Origin of the sequence: Nocardioides sp. NPDC092400, assembly GCF_040684155.1 — a bacterium.
Taxonomy (GTDB): domain Bacteria; phylum Actinomycetota; class Actinomycetes; order Propionibacteriales; family Nocardioidaceae; genus Nocardioides.
Window position 1 is genome coordinate 129,108 of sequence record NZ_JBFBFJ010000002.1, and the last position, 18,333, is coordinate 147,440.

Genomic DNA, 18,333 nt, shown 5'->3' on the forward strand with positions numbered 1-18,333 from the left:
CACGAGGGCTGGGATGAGGTGGGTGACCGAGGGGTCAGTGACCCATCAGCGCGGTCTGGTCGACCGGCTCGGCCGGGGGCCGGCGCGGCAGGAAGAACGCCGGGAGCAGCACGACGGCCACCATGACGGTGGCGACCCAGAAGGTGCCGCTGAAGACGCCGGCCAAGTCGCCGGCGATGGCGGCCGGGTCGCCCGAGGTCGGGTCGACGTCGTTCTTGATGCCGTTGGTGAGCAGCACCGAGAAGATCGCGGTGCCGATCGAGGCGGCGACCTGCTGGACGATGTTGAGCAGCGTCGAGCCGCGGGCGACGGTGTGGCCGCGCAGGGTCTGGAGCGCCGCGGACATGATCGGCATCATCGTGGCGCCCATGCCCAGGCCCATGACGAACAGCGCGGCCATCAGGAACGTGTACGACGTGGTCGCGTCGAGCGTGGCGAACATGCCCATGCCGACCGTGATCACCGCGATGCCGGCGAGCACGATCTTGCCGGGGCCGATCTTGTCGCTGAGGACGCCGGCGACCGGCATCACCAGCATCGCGCCGACACCCTGCGGGGCCAGCAGCAGGCCGGCGTCCAGGGCGCCCTCGCCGCGGACGTTCTGGAAGTAGAGCGGGAAGAGCAGGCTGGCGCCGAAGAAGGCGATCGCGAACAGCGACATCGCGATGACCGCGACGGTCATCGTGCCGTTCGTGAACAGCCGCAGGTCGACCAGCGGGTGCTTGTTGGACCGGGCGAGCGCCCACGGCACGAACGCCGCGATGAGCAGCAGGCCGACGATCGCGGGGACCAGCACCTCGGCGTCCAGGACGGTGCCGGTCTCGGGAATGGTCGAGACGCCGTACAGGAACGCGGCGAGGCCGGGGGAGAGCAGCACCATGCCGAGCCAGTCGAAGGTCTCGGAGGGCTCGACGTCGTCCTTGGGCAGCACCTTCGCGGCGTAGACGATCGCGACGAGGCCGATCGGCACGTTGATCAGGAAGATCCAGTGCCAGCTGGCGTTGTCGATCAGCGCGCCACCGATGATCGGGCCGAAGATCGGGCCGAGCAGCATCGGGATGCCCATGACGGCCATGACCCGGCCGATCCGCTCCGGGCCGGCCGCACGGGTCAGGATCGTCATGCCGAGCGGCACGAGCATGCCGCCGCCGAGGCCCTGCAGGACGCGGAAGGCGACCAGCACCTCGAGGGAGTCGGCCACCGCGCAGAGCGCCGAGCCGGCCGCGAAGAGGACGATCGCCAAGAGGTAGAGGCGCTTGGTGCCGAACCGGTCGGAGGCCCAGCCGGTCAACGGGATCACGCTGGCCAGGGCCAGCGTGTAGGCGGTCATCGTCCACGCGACCTGCGCGGTGGTCGCGTCGAACTCGCGCTGGAAGGTCTCGAGGGCCACGGAGACGACCGTGATGTCGAGGATCGACATGATCGCGCCGAGGACGACGACGCCGGCCACCACGAGGACCTGCCGGTCGAGCTTGTCGGAGACGGGCGTGCCCGGCCCGCCGGGCGTGCTGGAGAGATCGGTGCTCACCGGAGGAGATTAGTCTCCGCTCTCACCCTCGGTCATCCGACTTCGGTCGTCGGGGCCCGTGCGGTTGGTCACCCCGGTCCTGCCGGCCGGGGGCCGGCGCCGCCCTCAGGCGCCGCTGCTGGAGGCGAGCGCGCGGGCGGCGTCGCGCAGCACCGGGTCGTCGGGCTCCACGCCGGGGCGGAAGCGCGCGACGACGTGGCCGCTGCGGTCGACGAGGAACTTCTCGAAGTTCCACTGGACGTCGCCGGCCTCGCCCTTCTCGTCCGGGGTCCGCACCAGCTCGGCGTACAGCGGGTGCTGGTCCTCGCCGTTGACCTCGATCTTCTCGGTCATCGGGAACGTCACGCCGTACGTCGCGGAGCAGAACTCCCCGATCTCCTCGGCGGTGCCCGGCTCCTGGCCCATGAACTGGTTGCACGGCAGGCCGACGACGGTGAACCCGGAGCCGGCCAGCTCCTCGTGCAGCGCCTCGAGGCCGGCGTACTGCGGCGTGAGCCCGCACTTGCTCGCCACGTTGACCAGGAGGGCCGGCTTGCCGCCGGTGATCTCGCCCAGGGTGGTGGGCGTCCCGTCGAGCCGGTTGATCGGGAGGTCGAGGATGCTCATGGCGCGACGGTACCGGCACCGGCCGCACCGTCGGCAGGAGCGGTTACGGTCCTGCGGGTGAGCTTCGTCCCCGTCACCGGCCCGGCCAGGTTCCGGCCCGCCGAGCCGCCGCGGGACGGCGTGGTCGACTTCGGCGACGACCGGCGCACCGTGAGCCTTCCGGTGCGCGCCGCACTGCCGGTGCTCACCAAGGCCCACGCCCGCGACGACCTCCACCCGAGCGTCGCGCTGCTCTCCGGAGCCGCCCTGCTCGGCCTGCGGCTGGTCGCCGCCGGGCGGATCGAGCCGGCCGACGGCGACGGGCCTCCCTCGTGGCGGATGGCGCCGCTCGACGGGTCCGACACCGACCGGGTGGAGATGCTCGCGCGCACCCGGGCGTACGACGGCGTGGACGCCGCGGCGGCGGAGGAGCTGGTGCGCCAGGTGCTCGACGCGGTCGCCGACGCCGTGCCGCGGACGGCCCCCCGGCCGCAGCGCCCGGACCGGCAGCCCGGGGCCGGCGGTCCGACGCGCCCCGCGGCGGGCCGGCCGGCGCAGCGCGACTTCGCGGCCAGGCTCCAGGCGCGGATCGACCGGAACCGCACCGCGGCGGGCCCGGTCGGCGACCTGCCCCAGCTCGTCACCGTCTCGCTGCGGGTGGAGGCCGACGAGGAGGAGCTCGTCGCCGGCGCCGTCCGGCTCGTCCTCCAGGTCCACGACGAGCAGGACCCGCTCCACGTCTGCGACGCCGCGTTGCTGTGGACCGGGACGGGCGCGGATCCCGGCCACGGCTTCGGGGACCGGGCGCGGACGCACGCGACGATCGCGCTGCGGGCGGCCGCGGAGGCGTGGCCCGTGCTCGACCGGCTGCTCGAGCTGCGGGTGCCCGACCAGATCACCCTCGACACCGACGAGATCGTCAGCCTGCTCGAGGAGGGCGTGGGCGCCCTGCGCGAGCGCGGCGTCGACGTGCTCTGGCCGCGCAGCCTGGGGCGCGACTTCACCACCACGACCGTGCTCGACGCGGCGTCCGCGACCTCGTCCCGGAGCGGGACGGGTACCCGCGAGGAGCCGCTGAACAAGCCGCTGCTCGGGACCGAGGACCTCTTCGCCTTCCGCTGGCAGGTCGCGCTGCACGGCGAGCCCCTGACCGACGAGGAGATGGACCAGCTGGCGCAGGCGGCCTCGCCGGTCCTCAAGCTGCGGGGCAGCTGGACGGTGGTCGACCCCGCCGTCGCCCGCAGGGCCCGCAAGCGGCTGGTCCGCACCGCCACCCCGGCGCAGGCCGTCGCCGCGGCGCTGACCGGGACGGTCCAGGTCCCCGCCCCCGGCGGGGCGCAGAGCGAGGAGCAGGTGGTCGTCGGCGCGAGCCTGCTGCGGGTGCGCGAGCGGCTGACGACGGCCGCCACCCGCGAGCCCGTCGAGGTCCCGGCAGCGCTGCGCGCGGAGCTGCGCGACTACCAGCGCCACGGCCTCACCTGGCTGGCCGAGCTGACCTCGCTCGGCCTCGGCGCCTGCCTGGCCGACGACATGGGGCTGGGCAAGACGATCACCCTCATCGCGCTGCACCTGCACCGCCGCGAGCAGGGCGCGACCGGCCCGACGCTGGTGGTGTGCCCCACCAGCCTGCTCGGCAACTGGGAGGCGGAGGTCGCGCGCTTCGCCCCGGGCACGCCGGTGCGCCGCTTCCACGGGTCCAGCCGCGACCTCGGCGGGCTCGGCGAGGGCCTGGCCGGCATGGACGACGGGTTCGTCCTGACGACGTACGGCACCGCCCGCCGCGACGCCGCCGTGCTCGCCGACGTCGGGTGGGACCTGGTGGTCGCCGACGAGGCGCAGCACGTGAAGAACGCCCAGTCCGCCACCGCCCGCGCACTGCGGACCATGCCGTCGCGGGCCCGGGTCGCCCTGACCGGCACACCGGTCGAGAACGACCTGACCGAGCTGTGGTCCGTGCTCGACTGGGCGACCCCCGGGCTGCTGGGCAGCCGGGCGGCGTTCCGCAAGGTCTGGGCGGCGCCGATCGAGTCGGGGCAGGAGCCCACGAAGGCGCGGCAGTTCGCCGACCTGATCGACCCGTTCCTGCTGCGGCGCCGCAAGTCCGACCCGGGGATCGCGCCGGAGCTGCCGGCCAAGACCGAGACCGACCACCCGCTGCGGCTCACCCGCGAGCAGGTCGTGCTCTACGAGGCGTTCGTCCGCGACACGATGGAGCGGATCGAGCGGGCGGACCCCGAGGCCCGCCGCGGGCTGGTGCTGGCGCTGCTGACCGGGCTCAAGCAGATCTGCAACCATCCCGCCCAGTTCCTCAAGCAGTCCGGCGCCGTGCGCCTCGCGGGCCGCTCGCAGAAGCTCGACCTGCTCGAGGAGCTGCTCGAGACCGTGGTCGCCGAGGGCGGGGCGGCGCTGGTGTTCACCCAGTACGTCGCCATGGCGCGCCTGGTCGAGGCCCACCTGACCCGTCTCGGCATCGGCCACCAGCTCCTCCACGGCGGCACCCCCGTGCGCGAGCGCGAGGCGATGGTGGCCCGGTTCCAGGCCGGGTCGCAGGACACCGGCCATCCCGACCCGGTGCCGGTCTTCCTGCTGTCGCTGAAGGCCGGCGGCACGGGGCTCAACCTCACCCGCGCCGACCACGTCATCCACCTCGACCGCTGGTGGAATCCCGCGGTGGAGGAGCAGGCGACCGACCGCGCCTACCGGATCGGGCAGACCAAGCCGGTCCAGGTGCACCGGATGATCACCCGCGGCACCATCGAGGAGCGGGTCGCCGAGCTGCTCACCCGCAAGCGTGCGCTGGCCGACTCGGTGCTCGCCCGCGGGGAGGCCGCGCTGACCGAGCTGTCCGACGCCGACCTGCGCGACCTGGTCACCCTGCGGCCGGAGGCGTGAGGTGACCGCGCCCGGGCGAGGCGTCGTCCACCCCCGCGTCCCGGCGCGGCGGGGCGGCGCCCGGGCCGGCACGTGGTGGGCCCGGGCGTGGCTGCGCGCCGCCGAGGAGGCGGCGTACGACGAGGCGGACCTGGTCGCCGCCCGCCGGCTCGCGCGCTCGGGCCGGATCGGCGGGATCATCGTCGACGTCGGCACCTTCGTCGCGGCGGTCGAGGACGACGGCGGACTGTGGACGACCTCCGGCACGGTGCCGGTGCTCGACGAGCCCGCGCGGCAGGCGTTCGTCGAGACGGTGGCCGCCGAGGCCGGCCGGGTCGCCGCGCTGCTGGCCGGGGACCTCCCGCACACCCTGGTCGAGCACGCGGAGGACGCCGGCGTCGAGCTGCTGCCGTACGGCGGGGAGCTGGGCGCGACCTGCACGTGCACGTCGTGGACCGACCCGTGCGTGCACGCCCTGGCCGTCCTGCACCAGCTCGCGTGGCTGCTCGAGGGCGACCCGTTCGTGCTCCTGCACCTGCGCGGGCTGCCGCGCGACGAGCTGCTCGCGCGCCTGCACGCCCGCTCGGGCCCGGCGGCTCCGGAGGAGGACCCGGCCGAGGTCGACGCGGACACGGCGTACGACGCCGCCCTCCGCGCCGCCCGGGCGCTCGACCTGCTGGCCGACGGGCGGCCGGTGGACCACCTGTTCTGAGCCGACCGGCGAGGCGCGGGGAGGTGCGGCGCGGCTCAGAAGCCGTAGGACCCGCAGACCCGGTCCCGCACGGCCCGCCAGCTCGACTCGTCGACCGGGCTGCCGGGCTCGATGTCGTGGTAGGCCTGCAGGGGCTCCATCCGGGCGGCGGTCGCCTCGTCGTACCGCCCGGTCACCCGCTCCTCGGGGAACCGGGTCGGGTCGAGGTCGACCAGCATGCCCTGCAGGGCACGCACCCAGATGCCCAGCTCGGGGTCCAGGGGCCCGCCGAGGGTCAGTTGCGGCATGCCGGTCGTCGGCAGCACGCACACGCACCGGACCAGGTCGTCGGTGCCGGGGGTGAGCACGGTGACGCCGTCGCCCTTGTGGTCCAGCGTCATCCGGGCCGCGCACGGCTCGGCGAGGTCGTCGTAGGGGCCGAGGTACGCCGCCCAGGTCGGCGTCGGCCGCTCCTCGTCGAGGGACCACTCGGTGTCGCAGGAGTCGTCGACCCTCAGGTACCGGACGTCGGTGCCGTGGTCGGCCACGGCACCGCGCAGCGCCGTCGGCGTGTCCCCGACCGCCACGACGAGGAGCGCCTCGCCGGTGCACGCCTGGTCGACCTGGGGCACCCCGAGGTGGAGCGGGTCGCGGGCCGCGCTCGCGCCGGTCCCGCCGGTCCCGCCGTCCCCGTCGTCGCCGCCGAGGGGGTCGAGGAGGGCGGTCGCCGCGCCGCCGCCGGCCCCGAGGACCGCGGCGAGCAGGAGGGCGACGAGCCGGCCACGCACGCTTCGAGCCTAGGCCCCGCTGGGCCGACCGACCGGTGCCCGCACGCCGAGCGCGGCGAGCGCCATGCCGGCCAGCAGCTCGTGCATCGGCTCGTCGGGCAGGAGGCCGCTGTGCGGGGTGGAGTTCAGCAGCCCGAACGTCGCGTGCGCCATCGCCCGCGCCCGCTCGGTCCCCAGCCCGTCGTGCACGCCGCGCAGCTGGTCGGCCCACAGGTCGACGTACGCCCGCTGGAGCGCGCGCACCCGCTCCCGCGCGTCGGCCGGCAGCGACTCCCAGTCGCGGTCCTGGACGACGATCAGCGCCCGCCGGCCCAGCGCGAACGACACGTGCCAGTCCACCAGCCCCACCAGCGCCCCCTCCGGGTCGCCCGCCTCGGCGACCCGCTGGCGCCCCACGACCAGCAGCTCCTCGCTGATCGACACCAGCATCTCGGCGAGCATCGCGTCCTTGGACGGGAAGTGCTTGTAGAGCGCCGGCCCGGAGATCCCGCACGCCGCCCCGAGGTCGGCCACCGACACCCCGTGGAACCCGCGTGCCGCGAACAGCTCGGCCGCGGTCGCCAGGATCTGCGCGCGACGGCTCACGGTCGGCAAGGCTAGCGGGGGCCGGCCCCGGCCCGGCGGGAGGAAAGGCAGGGAAGCGTCAACATCCCAAGTTCACTTGGGATCCTCACGCTCCGCGGCCGTTGCAACCGCAGGGAACCTTCAACATCCCAGGTTCACTTGGGATGTTGACGCTCCGCGGCCTTCTCAACCACCGACCCCCGAGCCTCAGTCGACGAGGAACCCCCGCAACCGCTCGTGGTAGCCGGGCGGCTCGAGGAGGAAGGAGTCGTGGCCCCAGGGCGAGGCCAGCTCGGCGAGGTCGACGTCGACCCCGCAGGCGGCGAGCTCGCGGGCGAGCCGCTGGGACTGGCCGGTGTCGAAGCGCCAGTCGCTGTCGAAGGAGGTGACCTGGAAGCGCGTGCGGGTGGCGCGCAGCCGGTCGGCGGTCCAGGGGTCGGCGAAGGGGTCGAAGTAGTCGAGCAGCCGGGTCAGGTAGAGGTAGGACAGCGCGTCGAAGCGGTCGAGGAACGTCTCGCCCTGGTGCTGGAGGTAGTGCTCGACCTCGAAGTCCGGCCCCATCCGCCAGTCGTCGCCGGTGCTGGTGCGCCGGTGGCCGAACTTGGTCTCGAGCGAGGCGGCCGACACGTAGGTGATGTGGGCCATCATCCGGGCGATCTTCTGGCCCAGGCGCGGCTGGACCCCCTTCTCGGCGTACCGCCCGTCGTGGAAGTCGGGGTCGCTCATGATCGCCTCGCGGGCGACGGAGGAGAAGGCGATGTTCTCCGGGGTCAGCCGGGAGGAGGCCGCCACGACGACCGCCCGGTCGATCTCGTCGGGGGCGTCGACCACCCACTGCAGGACCTGCATCCCGCCCAGCGATCCACCGACGGCGGCGTGCAGCCGCGACACCCCCAGTGAGCGCAGCAGCCGCCGGTGCACGGCCACCAGGTCGCTCATGTGCAGCATCGGGAACCCCAGACCGTACGCCGCGCCCGTGGCCGGGTCCGTCGACAGCGGCCCGGTGGTGCCCGAGCAGCCCCCGAGCAGGTTCGCCGACACGACGAAGAACCGGTCGGTGTCGACCGGCCGACCGGGACCGATCAGGTTGTCCCACCACCCGCGCTTCTTGGCGCCCAGGTGCAGCCCGGCGGCGTGCGCGTCCCCGGTGAGGGCGTGGCAGACGAACACCGCGTTGTCGCGGTCCGGCGAGAGCGCGCCGTAGGTCTCGTAGGCGACCTCGACGTGGTCGAGCCGCCCGCCGCCGCGCAGGCGCAGCGGGTCGTCCTCGGAGGCGAGGACGACCCGCTGGGTCTCGACGTAGCCGATCGGTCCGGTCACGGAGCGGTGCTGCCCGGCGCTACTTGGTGGCCGACAGCGCCTGCTCGAGGTCGGCGATGATGTCGTCGACGTGCTCGATGCCGATCGAGAGGCGGACCATGTCCTCGGGCACGCCGGCGGCGACGAGCTCCTCGGGCGTCAGCTGGGAGTGGGTGGTCGTGGCGTTGTGGATCGCCAGCGACTTGGCGTCGCCGATGTTGGCGAGGTGGCTGAACAGCTCCAGTGACTCGATGAAGGTCCGCCCGCCCTCGCGGCCGGCCTTGAGCCCGAAGCTGACCAGGCCGCCGTACCCCTTGCCGGTGAAGGTGCGGTCCGCGACGGCCTTGTAGGCGCTGGACTCCAGGCCCGGGTAGCTCACCCAGGAGACCGCCTCGTGGCCCTCGAGGTACCGCGCTACCGCCAGCGCGTTCTCGCTGTGCCGCTCCATGCGCAGGTGCAGCGTCTCCAGCCCCTGCAGGAACAGCCAGGAGTTCATCGGGGTGATCGCCGCGCCGGTGTTGCGCAGCAGCACCGTGCGGGCGCGGATGATGTACGCCGCCGGGCCGGCGGCCTCGGTCCACACCGCGCCGTGGTACGCCGGGTCGGGCCGGGTGAGGCCCGGGAACCGCTCGGAGTGCGCGGCCCAGTCGAACTTCCCGGAGTCGACGATCACGCCGCCGATCGACGTGCCGTGGCCGCCGATGTACTTCGTCGCGGCGTGCACGACGACGTCGGCGCCCTGCTCGATCGCCCGGACGAGGTACGGCGAGGGCGTGGTGTTGTCGATGACCAGCGGCAGGCCCTGGGCGTGGGCGGCCTCGGCCCAGGCGGGGATGTCGATGACGTTGATCCGCGGGTTGCCGATCGTCTCGCCGAAGACCATCTTGGTCTTCTCGTCGACGTGCTTCGCGAGGTCCTCGGGCTTCTCGGGGTCGACGAAGCGGACCTCGATCCCGAACTGCGGGAGCGTGTGGGCGAACAGCGCGTAGGTGCCGCCGTACAGCGTGGAGAGGGCGACGATGTTGTCGCCGGCGTAGGTCAGGTTGAGCACGGCGTACGTCGTGGCGGCCGAGCCGCTCGCGGTCGCCAGGGCGCCCACCCCGCCCTCGAGCTGGTTGACGCGGTCCTCGAAGACCGACTGCGTCGGGTTCATGATCCGCGTGTAGATGTTGCCCGGCTCGGCCAGGGCGAACAGGTTCGCGGCGTGCTCGGTGTCGTTGAAGACGTAGGACGTGGTCTGGTAGATCGGCACCGCCCGCGCGTTGGTCGCGGGGTCGGCCTGCTCCTGGCCGGCGTGGACGGCGAGGGTCTCGGGGCTGTGCGGCACGTGTTCCTCCTGGGTGGGTCGGGCGCGCCAGCGTATTGTCGAGCCATTCGGTGGACAATGGGCGTCCGCCGAGCGGACGCACCCGGTCGCTCGACGTTACCGGTTAACGATCGCTAACCTGCCCGGGTGACCCAGGACCTGAGATCGCTCGTCGAGGACCTGCGCGAGCGCCTCGCGACCGCCCGGCTCGGCGGCTCGGAGGCGGCGCGTGCCAAGCACACCGCCCGCGGCAAGCTGCTCGTCCGCGACCGCGTCGACCGGCTCCTCGACCCGGGCAGCGCGTTCTTCGAGCTCAGCCCGCTCGCCGCGACGGGGATGTACGGCGCGCCGGGGGAGACGCCCGTGCCCTCGGCCGGCGTGGTGACCGGCATCGGCCGGATCAGCGGACGCGAGTGCGTGGTGGTCGCCAACGACGCGACGGTCAAGGGCGGGACGTACTACCCGGTGACCGTCAAGAAGCACCTGCGCGCCCAGCAGGTCGCGGCCGACAACCACCTGCCGTGCGTCTACCTCGTCGACTCCGGCGGCGCGTTCCTGCCGCTCCAGGACGAGGTCTTCCCCGACCGCGAGCACTTCGGGCGGATCTTCTTCAACCAGGCCAACCTGTCCGCGCGCGGCATCCCGCAGGTCGCCTCGGTGATGGGCTCGTGCACGGCCGGCGGCGCCTACGTCCCGGCGATGTCGGACGAGACCGTCATCGTCAAGGAGCAGGGCACGATCTTCCTCGGCGGCCCGCCGCTGGTGAAGGCCGCGACCGGCGAGGTCGTCACCGCCGAGGAGCTCGGCGGCGGCGACGTCCACGCCCGCACCTCCGGGGTGGTCGACCACCTCGCCGAGGACGACGCCCACGCGCTCGCGATCGTCCGGTCGATCGTCTCCACCTTCGAGCGGCCGCCGCACCGGGCCGGCGGAGCGGCGCCGTGGGAGGTGCACGAGGTCGAGGAGCCGGCCGAGGACCCCGAGGGCCTCTACGACGTGGTGCCCGCCGACACCCGCACGCCGTACGACGTGCGCGAGGTCATCCGCCGGGTGGTCGACGGCAGCCGGTTCCACGAGTTCAAGAAGCTCTACGGCGAGACGCTGGTGACCGGCTTCGCGCGGATCTGGGGCCACCCGGTCGGGATCGTCGCCAACAACGGGATCCTCTTCGGGGAGTCCGCCCTCAAGGGCGCGCACTTCATCGAGCTGTGCAACCAGCGCGGCATCCCGCTGGTGTTCCTGCAGAACATCTCCGGGTTCATGGTCGGCCGGGAGTACGAGAACAAGGGCATCGCCCGCGACGGCGCCAAGCTGGTCACCGCGGTCGCCTGCTCGGTGGTCCCGAAGCTCACCGTCGTCATCGGCGGCTCGTTCGGCGCTGGCAACTACGGCATGTGCGGGCGGGCCTACGACCCGCGGTTCCTGTGGATGTGGCCCAACGCGCGGATCTCGGTGATGGGCGGCGAGCAGGCCGCGTCGGTGCTCGCCACCGTCGCGGGCCGCCCCGACGACGAGGACCTCAAGGCCCCGATCCGCGAGCAGTACGAGACCCAGGGCTCGCCGTACTACGCCACGGCCCGGCTCTGGGACGACGGCGTCATCGACCCCGTCGACACCCGCCGCGTGCTCGGCATGGGCCTCGCGGCCGCCGCCCACGCCCCGATCCCGGCGCCCTCCTACGGCGTCTTCCGCATGTGATGGGAACGAACATGACCGGCTCCACCAGCGGCCGCATCCGCACCCTCCTCGTGGCCAACCGCGGCGAGATCGCGCTGCGGGTCTTCCGGACCGCGGCCCGCCTCGGCATCCGCACCGTCGCGGTCCACACCGACCTCGACGCCGCCGCGCCGCACGTCCGCGCGGCCGACGAGGCGGTCCGGGTGGGCAGCTACCTCGACGTCGACGAGGTCGTCGCGGCGGCGGTGTCGGTGGGTGCCGACGCGGTCCACCCCGGCTACGGGTTCCTGTCCGAGCGCTCGGCGTTCGCGAGCGCGCTCGAGGCCGCCGGGGTCGTCCTGGTGGGCCCGAGCGCCGCGGTGATGGAGCAGATGGGCCGCAAGGACCTCGCCCGCGAGGTCGCGGTCGCCGCGGGCGTGCCCGTCGTGCCGTCGTACGCCCTCGACGCGGACCCCGGCACCCTCGGCTACCCGGTGCTGGTCAAGGCGGCCGCCGGCGGCGGCGGCAAGGGCATGCGGGTGGTCCGCTCGGCGGCCGAGCTGGCCGAGGCCCGGGCTGCCGCAGCCCGCGAGGCCGCGAGCGCGTTCGGCGACGACACGCTGCTGGTGGAGCGGTACGTCGAGCGCGGCCGCCACATCGAGGTCCAGGTCCTCGGTGACACCCACGGCACAGTGCTGGCCTTCGGCGAGCGCGACTGCTCGACCCAGCGCCGGCACCAGAAGGTGCTCGAGGAGGCGCCCGCCCCCACGCTCGACGAGGCCACGCGGGCCGAGGTCGCCCGGGCCGCGGTCGCGCTCGCCGCCCAGGTCGGCTACGTCGGCGCCGGCACCGTCGAGCTGCTGCTCGACGCCGACACCGGGGAGTTCTGGTTCCTGGAGATGAACACCCGCCTCCAGGTCGAGCACCCCGTCACCGAGCTGGTCCACGACGTCGACCTCGTCGAGCTGCAGCTGCTCGTCGCCGACGGCGGCCGGCTCGAGGGGCTCGGCCCGTTCCCGGCACGCGGGCACGCCATCGAGGCCCGGGTGTACGCCGAGGACGCCTTCGGCGGGTTCCTGCCCCAGGCCGGCCGGGCCGAGCTGGTCCGCTGGCCCACCGGACCCGGCGTCCGGGTCGACCACGCGCTGGAGAGCGGGCAGGTCGTGTCCACGGCGTACGACCCGATGCTGGGCAAGGTCGTCGTTCACGGCCCCGACCGGGAGTCCGCGCGCCGCGGGCTCCTGCGCGCCCTGGACGAGACCGCGGTGACCGGGCTGACCACCAACACCGGCTTCCTCCGCGCGCTCGTCGCGGGCGAGGAGTTCCGCGACGCCACCATCGACACCGCGTGGCTGGACCGGCACGAGCTCGCCGCTCCCGCGCCGGACGAGGCCCGGCTGTTCGCGGCGTGGACCGCGGCGCACCTGCTCACCCCGGCCGCGACCGGCGAGCCCCACCCCTTCCAGGCCGACGGCTGGCGGCTGGCCGGCCCGCCGGCACCCGTCCTGGTCGAGCTGGACCGCCCGGTCCCGGTGACCGACGGCCGCGTCGGCGCCGCCGGGACCGTCGACGGCGTGCCGTTCGTCGCGGTCAGCGCGGAGCGGCACGTGGTCGTCGCCCAGGTCGAGGGCCGCCGTCGTCGCGCCGTCGTCGACGCCCGCGCCCACACCGTCGAGGTGGTCCTCGACGGGCAGCGCCACGTGTTCACCCGCCCCGACGTGCTCGCCGACACCGGGCCCGACGCCGGCGACGGCACGGTGCCCGCGCCGATGCCCGGCACGGTCCTCGACGTGCGGGTCGCCGAGGGGCAGCAGGTCGCGGCCGGCGAGGTGCTCGGGGTGATGGAGGCGATGAAGATGGAGTTCGCGCTCAAGGCGCCGTACGACGGCACCGTGACGGCCGTGGAGGCGGTCGCCGGGCGACAGGTGCCGCTCGGGGCGCGCTTGTTCGAGGTGACGGGTACCGACCTGTCATGACCCTCCCCACCCACGTCACGGTCTACGAGGTCGGTCCCCGCGACGGCCTGCAGAACGAGGCCGGCCAGGTCCCGACCGAGGTCAAGGCGGAGTTCGTCGAGCGGCTGCTCGCCGCCGGCCTGCCCGTCGTCGAGGCCACCAGCTTCGTCCACCCCCGGTGGGTGCCCCAGCTCGCCGACGCCGCGGACCTGCTCACCGTGCTGGGCGAGCGGATCGGCGACCGCGCCCGCGACCTGCCGGTGCTGGTGCCGAACGACCGCGGCCTGGACCGCGCCCTGGAGCTGGGCTGCCGGCACGTCGCCGTCTTCGGCTCCGCGACCGAGACCTTCGCCCAGCGCAACCTCAACCGGTCCTTCGACGAGCAGTTCGCGATGTTCGAGCCGACCGTGCGCCGCGCACGCGACGCCGGCGTCGAGGTCCGTGCCTACCTCAGCATGTGCTTCGGCGACCCGTGGGAGGGCGCGGTGCCGGTCGAGCAGGTCGTCGCCGCTGGCCGGCGGCTCGTCGACCTCGGCGCGAGCACGCTCAGCCTCGGGGACACCATCGGCGTCGGCACCGCCGGCCAGGTCGGCACCCTGGTCGAGGCGTTCGCGGCGGCCGGCCTCGGCCCCGAGCGGCTCGCCCTGCACTTCCACGACACCTACGGCCAGGCGCTCGCCAACACCTACGCCGCGCTGCAGGCGGGGATCACCACCTTCGACGCCAGCGCCGGCGGCCTCGGCGGCTGCCCCTACGCCAAGAGCGCCACCGGCAACCTCGCCACCGAGGACCTGCTGTGGATGCTGCGCGGGCTCGGCATCGAGACCGGCGTCGACCTCGACGCCGTCGTGGCCACCAGTGCCTGGATGGCGCGGCAGCTGGGACGGCCCAGCCCGTCGGCCGTCGTCCGTGCCCTGGCAGGATCGGGGTCGTGAGCACCCGCCGCGTCTACCTCCACGTCGGGGCACCCAAGACCGGCACGACGTACGTCCAGGACCGGCTGACCCGCAACGCGCGGCTGCTCGCCCGGCACGGCGTGCACGTGCCGACCGGGTCGCCGCTCGTGACACCGGCCCTGTTCCACTTCCGCGCCGCCCTCGACCTCCTGGGCCAGGACTGGGGTGGTCCGCCGGGCCACGCGGCCGGCGCCTGGAACGCCCTGGCCCGCAAGGCGCGGCGCAGGACCGGGACCGTGGTCATCAGCCACGAGATCCTCGCGCCCGCCACGCCCGCCCAGGTCGCCCGCGCCAAGCGCGACCTCGCCGGCGAGGGGGCAGAGCTGCACGTCGTCTACAGCGCGCGCGACCTCGCCCGCCAGGTCCCCGCCGCCTGGCAGGAGAGCATCAAGCAGGGCCGCAAGTGGACCTACCGGCGCTTCCTGGCCCGGACCCGCGAGGGCAGGCCGTGGTTCTCCCACGCCTTCGACCTCCCCGCCGTGCTCGCGACCTGGGGCGCCGGCCTCCCGCCCGAGCAGGTCCACCTGGTCACGGTCCCGCCGCGCCGCGTGGCCGAGCAGCGCGGGGACGAGCTGTGGCGGCGCTTCTGCGCGGCCCTCGACATCGACCCCGCCTGGGCGCCGCAGGACAGCGACCGCACCAACCAGTCGCTCGGCATCGTGGAGACCCAGGTCGTGCGCCGGCTCAACCGGCGGATGGACCGGGCCACCCGCCGCGAGGCGTCCTACGACGAGCTGATCCGGGAGATGCTCGCGCAGGGAGAGCTCGTGGGCCGCGAGTCGGCCCCCGTGCGGCTGCCCCCGGACATGTACCCCTGGGCCGAGGAGCAGGCGCAGCGCTGGATCGACTGGGTCGGGGCCTCCGGCATCCACGTCGTGGGCGACCTGGAGGAGCTCCGGCCGGGGCCGCCGCCCGACGAGCAGACCTGGCGCGACCCCGACCGGGTCCCCCCGAAGCAGCAGCTCGGCGTCGCCCTCGACGCGCTCGCCGCGATGACCCGCGAGGCCGCCCGCCGGCAGGACCCCGAGCGGGCGATCCTGGCCAAGGCGCGGGCGCACGCCCAGCGGCTCCGGCAGCAGTGACCCCACCGGTACCGGCCACCGGCTCGCGGCCCCCCGCGGCCGGGGAACGGCGCGCGTGGGGCTGGCTGGCCCACCTCCGCGCCGGCGGCACCACCCCCTGGGATGGCTGGGCGGGTGAGGCCGACGCCTCGGCCACCCACGGCCGGCTCCTCCCGGGCGCCCAGCAGCTCGAGCTGCTCCGCCGCGTCAACGCCGCCGGGCGGCCCTCGGCCGGGCTCGTCGGCCGTGTGCTCGCCGCCAGCGCGCCGGGCCGCGGACGGCCGGACCTGGAGCTGGCCGGCGCCGTGGAGCCCGGTCGGTTCGGGCCCCGCCCCGTCGACCCCGCCGCCCTGCCCGCCGACGAGCTCGTGCGCGTCGCGACCTCGGTGCTCGCCGACGAGCTGGTGGCCGCCGACCTCCCGCCGGTGCCACCCGGGGCCACGCGGCCTTGGCGCCGGCGCTTCCGGCTCGTCGGCGACCCGTGGCTGGCCGACGCCGCCCGCCGACAGGCACGGGAGCAGGGCCGCGAGCCCGGCGGCCGCGGGTCGGTCGTGCTGGTGCTCGCGGACGACCTCGCCACGATGCTCGGCCACGCCTGGTGCCACCGGGTGACCGGCGAGGGCGCACCGTCGTGGTCGGACTGGCTGGCCGACGCCGTGCGCCGCGACCGGGTCCCCCCGCGGGTCGACGTGCTCCAGGCGCTGCGCCGGTGGGAGTCCCGCGTCGGCCGCGACCGGGTGCGGCTCGTCCTCGACCCCGCGGCCCTGCCGCGGCTGACCGGCACCCGCGGCCCGCTGTCGGGTCCGCCGGTGCTGCCGGCCGACGGCGCCGAGCTCGCCCGGCGCACGGCGCCCGTGCTGGGCCTGCTCGTGCCGCCGGAGCGACGCACCCGGGTGCTGCGGGAGGTGCTGGTCCCGCGGCTGGCCGCGGCCGGGGGGCCGCCCCTCGTCGTGCCCGCGGAGCACGACCGGTGGGTCCGCACCCACGCGGTGCGGCTGCGCGACGCCGCCCGGTCGGCTGGCTACCCTGTCGTCGGCGACCCGGACGGGCTGCTGCCCGGGCACCCCGACGGCGTGCCCGAGCCCTCGGAGGAGGGCGTGCTCGCCCTCGCCGTGCGCTTGCTGCTGGCGGCGGACGCGGGCGCAGGTGCGGGCACGGACGCCGGCACGGGCACGGAGGACGACAGGGGGAGCGAGGACCGATGAGCGCCAAGGTTCTCCTCCACGTCGGCACGCCCAAGACCGGAACGTCCTACCTCCAGGACGTGCTGTTCCGGAACCAGCGGCTCCTCGCCGGGCACGGCATCCTCTACCCCGCCGACCGGTTCGACGCCCACTTCCTCGCCGCGCTGGACCTGATGCGGCTGCCCTGGGGCGGCCTGGAGACCGAGGCCGTCGGTGCCTGGGACCGGCTCGCCGAGCGGGTGCGCCGGCACAGCGGCACGTCGGTCGTCAGCCACGAGATCCTGGCCACCGCGTCGCGCTCCCAGGTCGGCCGCGCGCTGGAGTCGCTCGGCCACGGGTCCGGCACCGAGGTGCACCTCGTGCTCTCCGTGCGCGACCTCGTGCGCCAGATCCCCGCGGAGTGGCAGGAGAACGTCAAGCACCGCAGCACGATCAGCTACGCGGCGTTCCTCGAGCAGGTCCGCGACCCCGCGCGGGAGAGCCGGATCGCCACCTGGTTCTGGGGCGTCCAGGAGATCCCCGACATCCTCGCCCGCTGGGGCCACGACCTGCCGCCCGAGCGGGTCCACCTGGTGACCGTGCCGCCCCCGGGTGGGCCGCCGGAGCTGCTCTGGCAGCGCTTCAGCCACGCCTTCGGCCTCGACGACGTCGACCTCGACCTGCACGCCGAGCGGGCCAACCCCTCCCTGGGCGTCCCCGAGACCGCCCTGCTGCGGCGGGTCAACCGTGCGGTCAACAAGGTGGTCGAGCCGGCGCACTACCGTCCGCTCGTCCGCGAGCTGCTCGCCCACCAGACGCTGTCGCGGCGCACCCGCTCCCCGCGCCTGGCCCTGCCGCCCGACGTCCACCCGTGGGCCCGGCAGCTCGCCGCGGACTGGGCCGAGGAGGTCGCCCGGCGCGGGTACGACGTCGTCGGCGACCTCGCCGACCTGGCCGGGCCGCCCCCGCTCCCGCGGTGGTCGGACCCCGACCACCCGGCGGAGCGCCAGGTGGCCGGCGCGGCCGTCGACGCGATCAAGGCGCTGCTGCTGGACAACGTCGCGCTCCGCGAGGAGCAGGACCGCCTGCGTGGCGAGCTCGACGAGACGCGCCGGGCGCTGGACCGGTCCTACCTGCGCCCCTCCTACCGACTGCGCGAGAAGGTCGTGCGCCGCCTCCAGGGCGGCCGGGGCGGCCGCGCCGCCCTCGCGGTCTACCGCCGGGTGCGGGGCAGGAGCTCGCGGTCGGCGTAGCGGCCCACCCGCCAGGTGGCGTACCCGTCGGCGCCCATGCCGACGATGCCGCCGACCACCGGAACGCGGCGACCGATCGTCGTGGCGATCCGCTTGCCCGCCACCTTGGTGATCAGCTCCGTGGCCACCTCCGCGGAGACGATCGCGTCGAGGTCGGGGTCGTGGGTCGGGGCCGTCGCCAGCGCCATCGGCGGGGCGGGGAGCTTGTTCTTCTTGACCAGCTCGTCGACCTTGTCCTCGCCGAGCAGGGTCACCAGGACCGCGTTGCGCACCCGCGGGTCGGCCAGCTCGTAGCCGCGCAGGTGCGCGATCCCGGCGATCATCCGGCACTGGATGAGCGCCTGGCCGGTGATGTTCGCCGGGATGGTCACCGCCGCGGTCACCAGGCCGCCGACGTTCGTGGTGAAGCCGCTGGCGCCGGCGTAGCGCACGTGGTTCTCGATCACCTCGTGCACCGCGCGGTCGACGTCGCCCTTCTGCTCGGCGAGCTGCTTCTCCGCCGCGGCCGCGGCCGGGGGCAGGGGGCCGACGCCGGCGATCGCGCGGTGCAGGGCCTCCCGGACGAAGGACGTGGTCAGCCCGGGGGCCAGCTGGGCCAACCGGGGGGCGAGCTGCCGGCCGACGTGTCCGGTGACGCTGCGCTTGACGCTCATGCCG

At 74.7% G+C, this 18,333-nt stretch carries 15 protein-coding genes; 8 read left to right on the forward strand and 7 right to left on the reverse strand.

The annotated features are described in order from the left end of the window. Positions 1 to 34 precede the first annotated feature (34 nt). Positions 35 to 1,528: a DHA2 family efflux MFS transporter permease subunit gene (locus AB0N29_RS08120; RefSeq protein ID WP_302268934.1), complete on the reverse strand. Its 1,494-nt coding sequence runs from the start codon at positions 1,526 to 1,528 to the stop codon at positions 35 to 37. Between the two features lie 105 nt (positions 1,529 to 1,633). Further along, on the reverse strand, positions 1,634 to 2,134 hold the full coding sequence (locus AB0N29_RS08125; RefSeq protein ID WP_302268935.1) for a glutathione peroxidase: 501 nt from the start codon (positions 2,132 to 2,134) through the stop codon (positions 1,634 to 1,636). Between the two features lie 57 nt (positions 2,135 to 2,191). Between AB0N29_RS08125 and AB0N29_RS08130 the strand changes: the two genes are divergently transcribed. After that, positions 2,192 to 5,005, forward strand: a complete 2,814-nt coding sequence (locus AB0N29_RS08130; RefSeq protein WP_364865675.1) for a DEAD/DEAH box helicase — start codon at positions 2,192 to 2,194, stop codon at positions 5,003 to 5,005. A 1-nt stretch (position 5,006) separates the two neighbouring features. Beyond that, positions 5,007 to 5,696, forward strand: coding sequence for an SWIM zinc finger family protein (locus AB0N29_RS08135; RefSeq protein WP_302268937.1), 690 nt, complete (start codon positions 5,007 to 5,009; stop codon positions 5,694 to 5,696). 35 nt (positions 5,697 to 5,731) lie between these two features. On the opposite strand, the gene AB0N29_RS08140 is transcribed toward AB0N29_RS08135, so the two are convergent. The 4 genes from AB0N29_RS08140 to AB0N29_RS08155 form a co-directional block, all read right to left on the reverse strand. Next, on the reverse strand, positions 5,732 to 6,463 hold the full coding sequence (locus AB0N29_RS08140) for a hypothetical protein (RefSeq protein WP_364865677.1): 732 nt from the start codon (positions 6,461 to 6,463) through the stop codon (positions 5,732 to 5,734). Positions 6,464 to 6,472: 9 nt separating this feature from the next. Further along, positions 6,473 to 7,048: a TetR/AcrR family transcriptional regulator gene (locus AB0N29_RS08145; protein ID WP_364865679.1), complete on the reverse strand. Its 576-nt coding sequence runs from the start codon at positions 7,046 to 7,048 to the stop codon at positions 6,473 to 6,475. A 186-nt stretch (positions 7,049 to 7,234) separates the two neighbouring features. Continuing rightward, entirely contained in the window at positions 7,235 to 8,347 is a 1,113-nt protein-coding gene (locus AB0N29_RS08150; protein ID WP_364865681.1) for a homoserine O-acetyltransferase, read from the reverse strand. Between the two features lie 19 nt (positions 8,348 to 8,366). Further along, a complete protein-coding gene (locus AB0N29_RS08155; protein ID WP_364865684.1) occupies positions 8,367 to 9,653 on the reverse strand; it encodes an O-acetylhomoserine aminocarboxypropyltransferase/cysteine synthase family protein in 1,287 nt (428 codons plus the stop codon). 126 nt (positions 9,654 to 9,779) lie between these two features. Here AB0N29_RS08155 and AB0N29_RS08160 point away from each other — a divergent pair, with 126 nt between their 5' ends. From AB0N29_RS08160 to AB0N29_RS08185, 6 genes are read left to right on the forward strand one after another with little or no spacing between them, the layout of a single operon-like run. Next, positions 9,780 to 11,330, forward strand: coding sequence for a carboxyl transferase domain-containing protein (locus tag AB0N29_RS08160; protein ID WP_364865686.1), 1,551 nt, complete (start codon positions 9,780 to 9,782; stop codon positions 11,328 to 11,330). Between the two features lie 11 nt (positions 11,331 to 11,341). Next, on the forward strand, positions 11,342 to 13,264 hold the full coding sequence (locus AB0N29_RS08165; protein ID WP_364865688.1) for a biotin carboxylase N-terminal domain-containing protein: 1,923 nt from the start codon (positions 11,342 to 11,344) through the stop codon (positions 13,262 to 13,264). Continuing rightward, positions 13,261 to 14,178 (forward strand): hydroxymethylglutaryl-CoA lyase, encoded by a 918-nt coding sequence (locus AB0N29_RS08170; protein WP_364865690.1) that lies wholly within the window; start codon positions 13,261 to 13,263, stop codon positions 14,176 to 14,178. Before AB0N29_RS08165 ends, AB0N29_RS08170 begins: the two co-directional genes overlap by 4 nt. Next, positions 14,175 to 15,281: a hypothetical protein gene (locus AB0N29_RS08175; protein WP_364865692.1), complete on the forward strand. Its 1,107-nt coding sequence runs from the start codon at positions 14,175 to 14,177 to the stop codon at positions 15,279 to 15,281. The genes AB0N29_RS08170 and AB0N29_RS08175 overlap by 4 nt, the downstream gene beginning before the upstream one ends. Further along, positions 15,278 to 16,465: a hypothetical protein gene (locus tag AB0N29_RS08180; RefSeq protein ID WP_364865695.1), complete on the forward strand. Its 1,188-nt coding sequence runs from the start codon at positions 15,278 to 15,280 to the stop codon at positions 16,463 to 16,465. Before AB0N29_RS08175 ends, AB0N29_RS08180 begins: the two co-directional genes overlap by 4 nt. After that, entirely contained in the window at positions 16,462 to 17,676 is a 1,215-nt protein-coding gene (locus tag AB0N29_RS08185) for a hypothetical protein (protein WP_364865697.1), read from the forward strand. Before AB0N29_RS08180 ends, AB0N29_RS08185 begins: the two co-directional genes overlap by 4 nt. Here the strand turns inward: AB0N29_RS08185 and AB0N29_RS08190 are convergent. After that, positions 17,637 to 18,329 carry an EcsC family protein gene (locus AB0N29_RS08190; RefSeq protein WP_302268948.1) on the reverse strand — a complete coding sequence of 231 codons (693 nt, stop codon included), beginning with the start codon at positions 18,327 to 18,329 and terminating at the stop codon, positions 17,637 to 17,639. The genes AB0N29_RS08185 and AB0N29_RS08190 overlap by 40 nt on opposite strands. Between the last annotated feature and the right edge of the window lie 4 nt (positions 18,330 to 18,333).

Coding starts and splice junctions, on each gene's coding strand:
- AB0N29_RS08170 (WP_364865690.1), top strand. CDS start 13,261: ATGACCCTCCCCACCCACGTCACGGTCTACGAGGTCGGTCCCCGCGAC.
- AB0N29_RS08185 (WP_364865697.1), top strand. CDS start 16,462: ATGAGCGCCAAGGTTCTCCTCCACGTCGGCACGCCCAAGACCGGAACG.
- AB0N29_RS08125 (WP_302268935.1), bottom strand. CDS start 2,134: ATGAGCATCCTCGACCTCCCGATCAACCGGCTCGACGGGACGCCCACC.
- AB0N29_RS08165 (WP_364865688.1), top strand. CDS start 11,342: ATGACCGGCTCCACCAGCGGCCGCATCCGCACCCTCCTCGTGGCCAAC.
- AB0N29_RS08190 (WP_302268948.1), bottom strand. CDS start 18,329: ATGAGCGTCAAGCGCAGCGTCACCGGACACGTCGGCCGGCAGCTCGCC.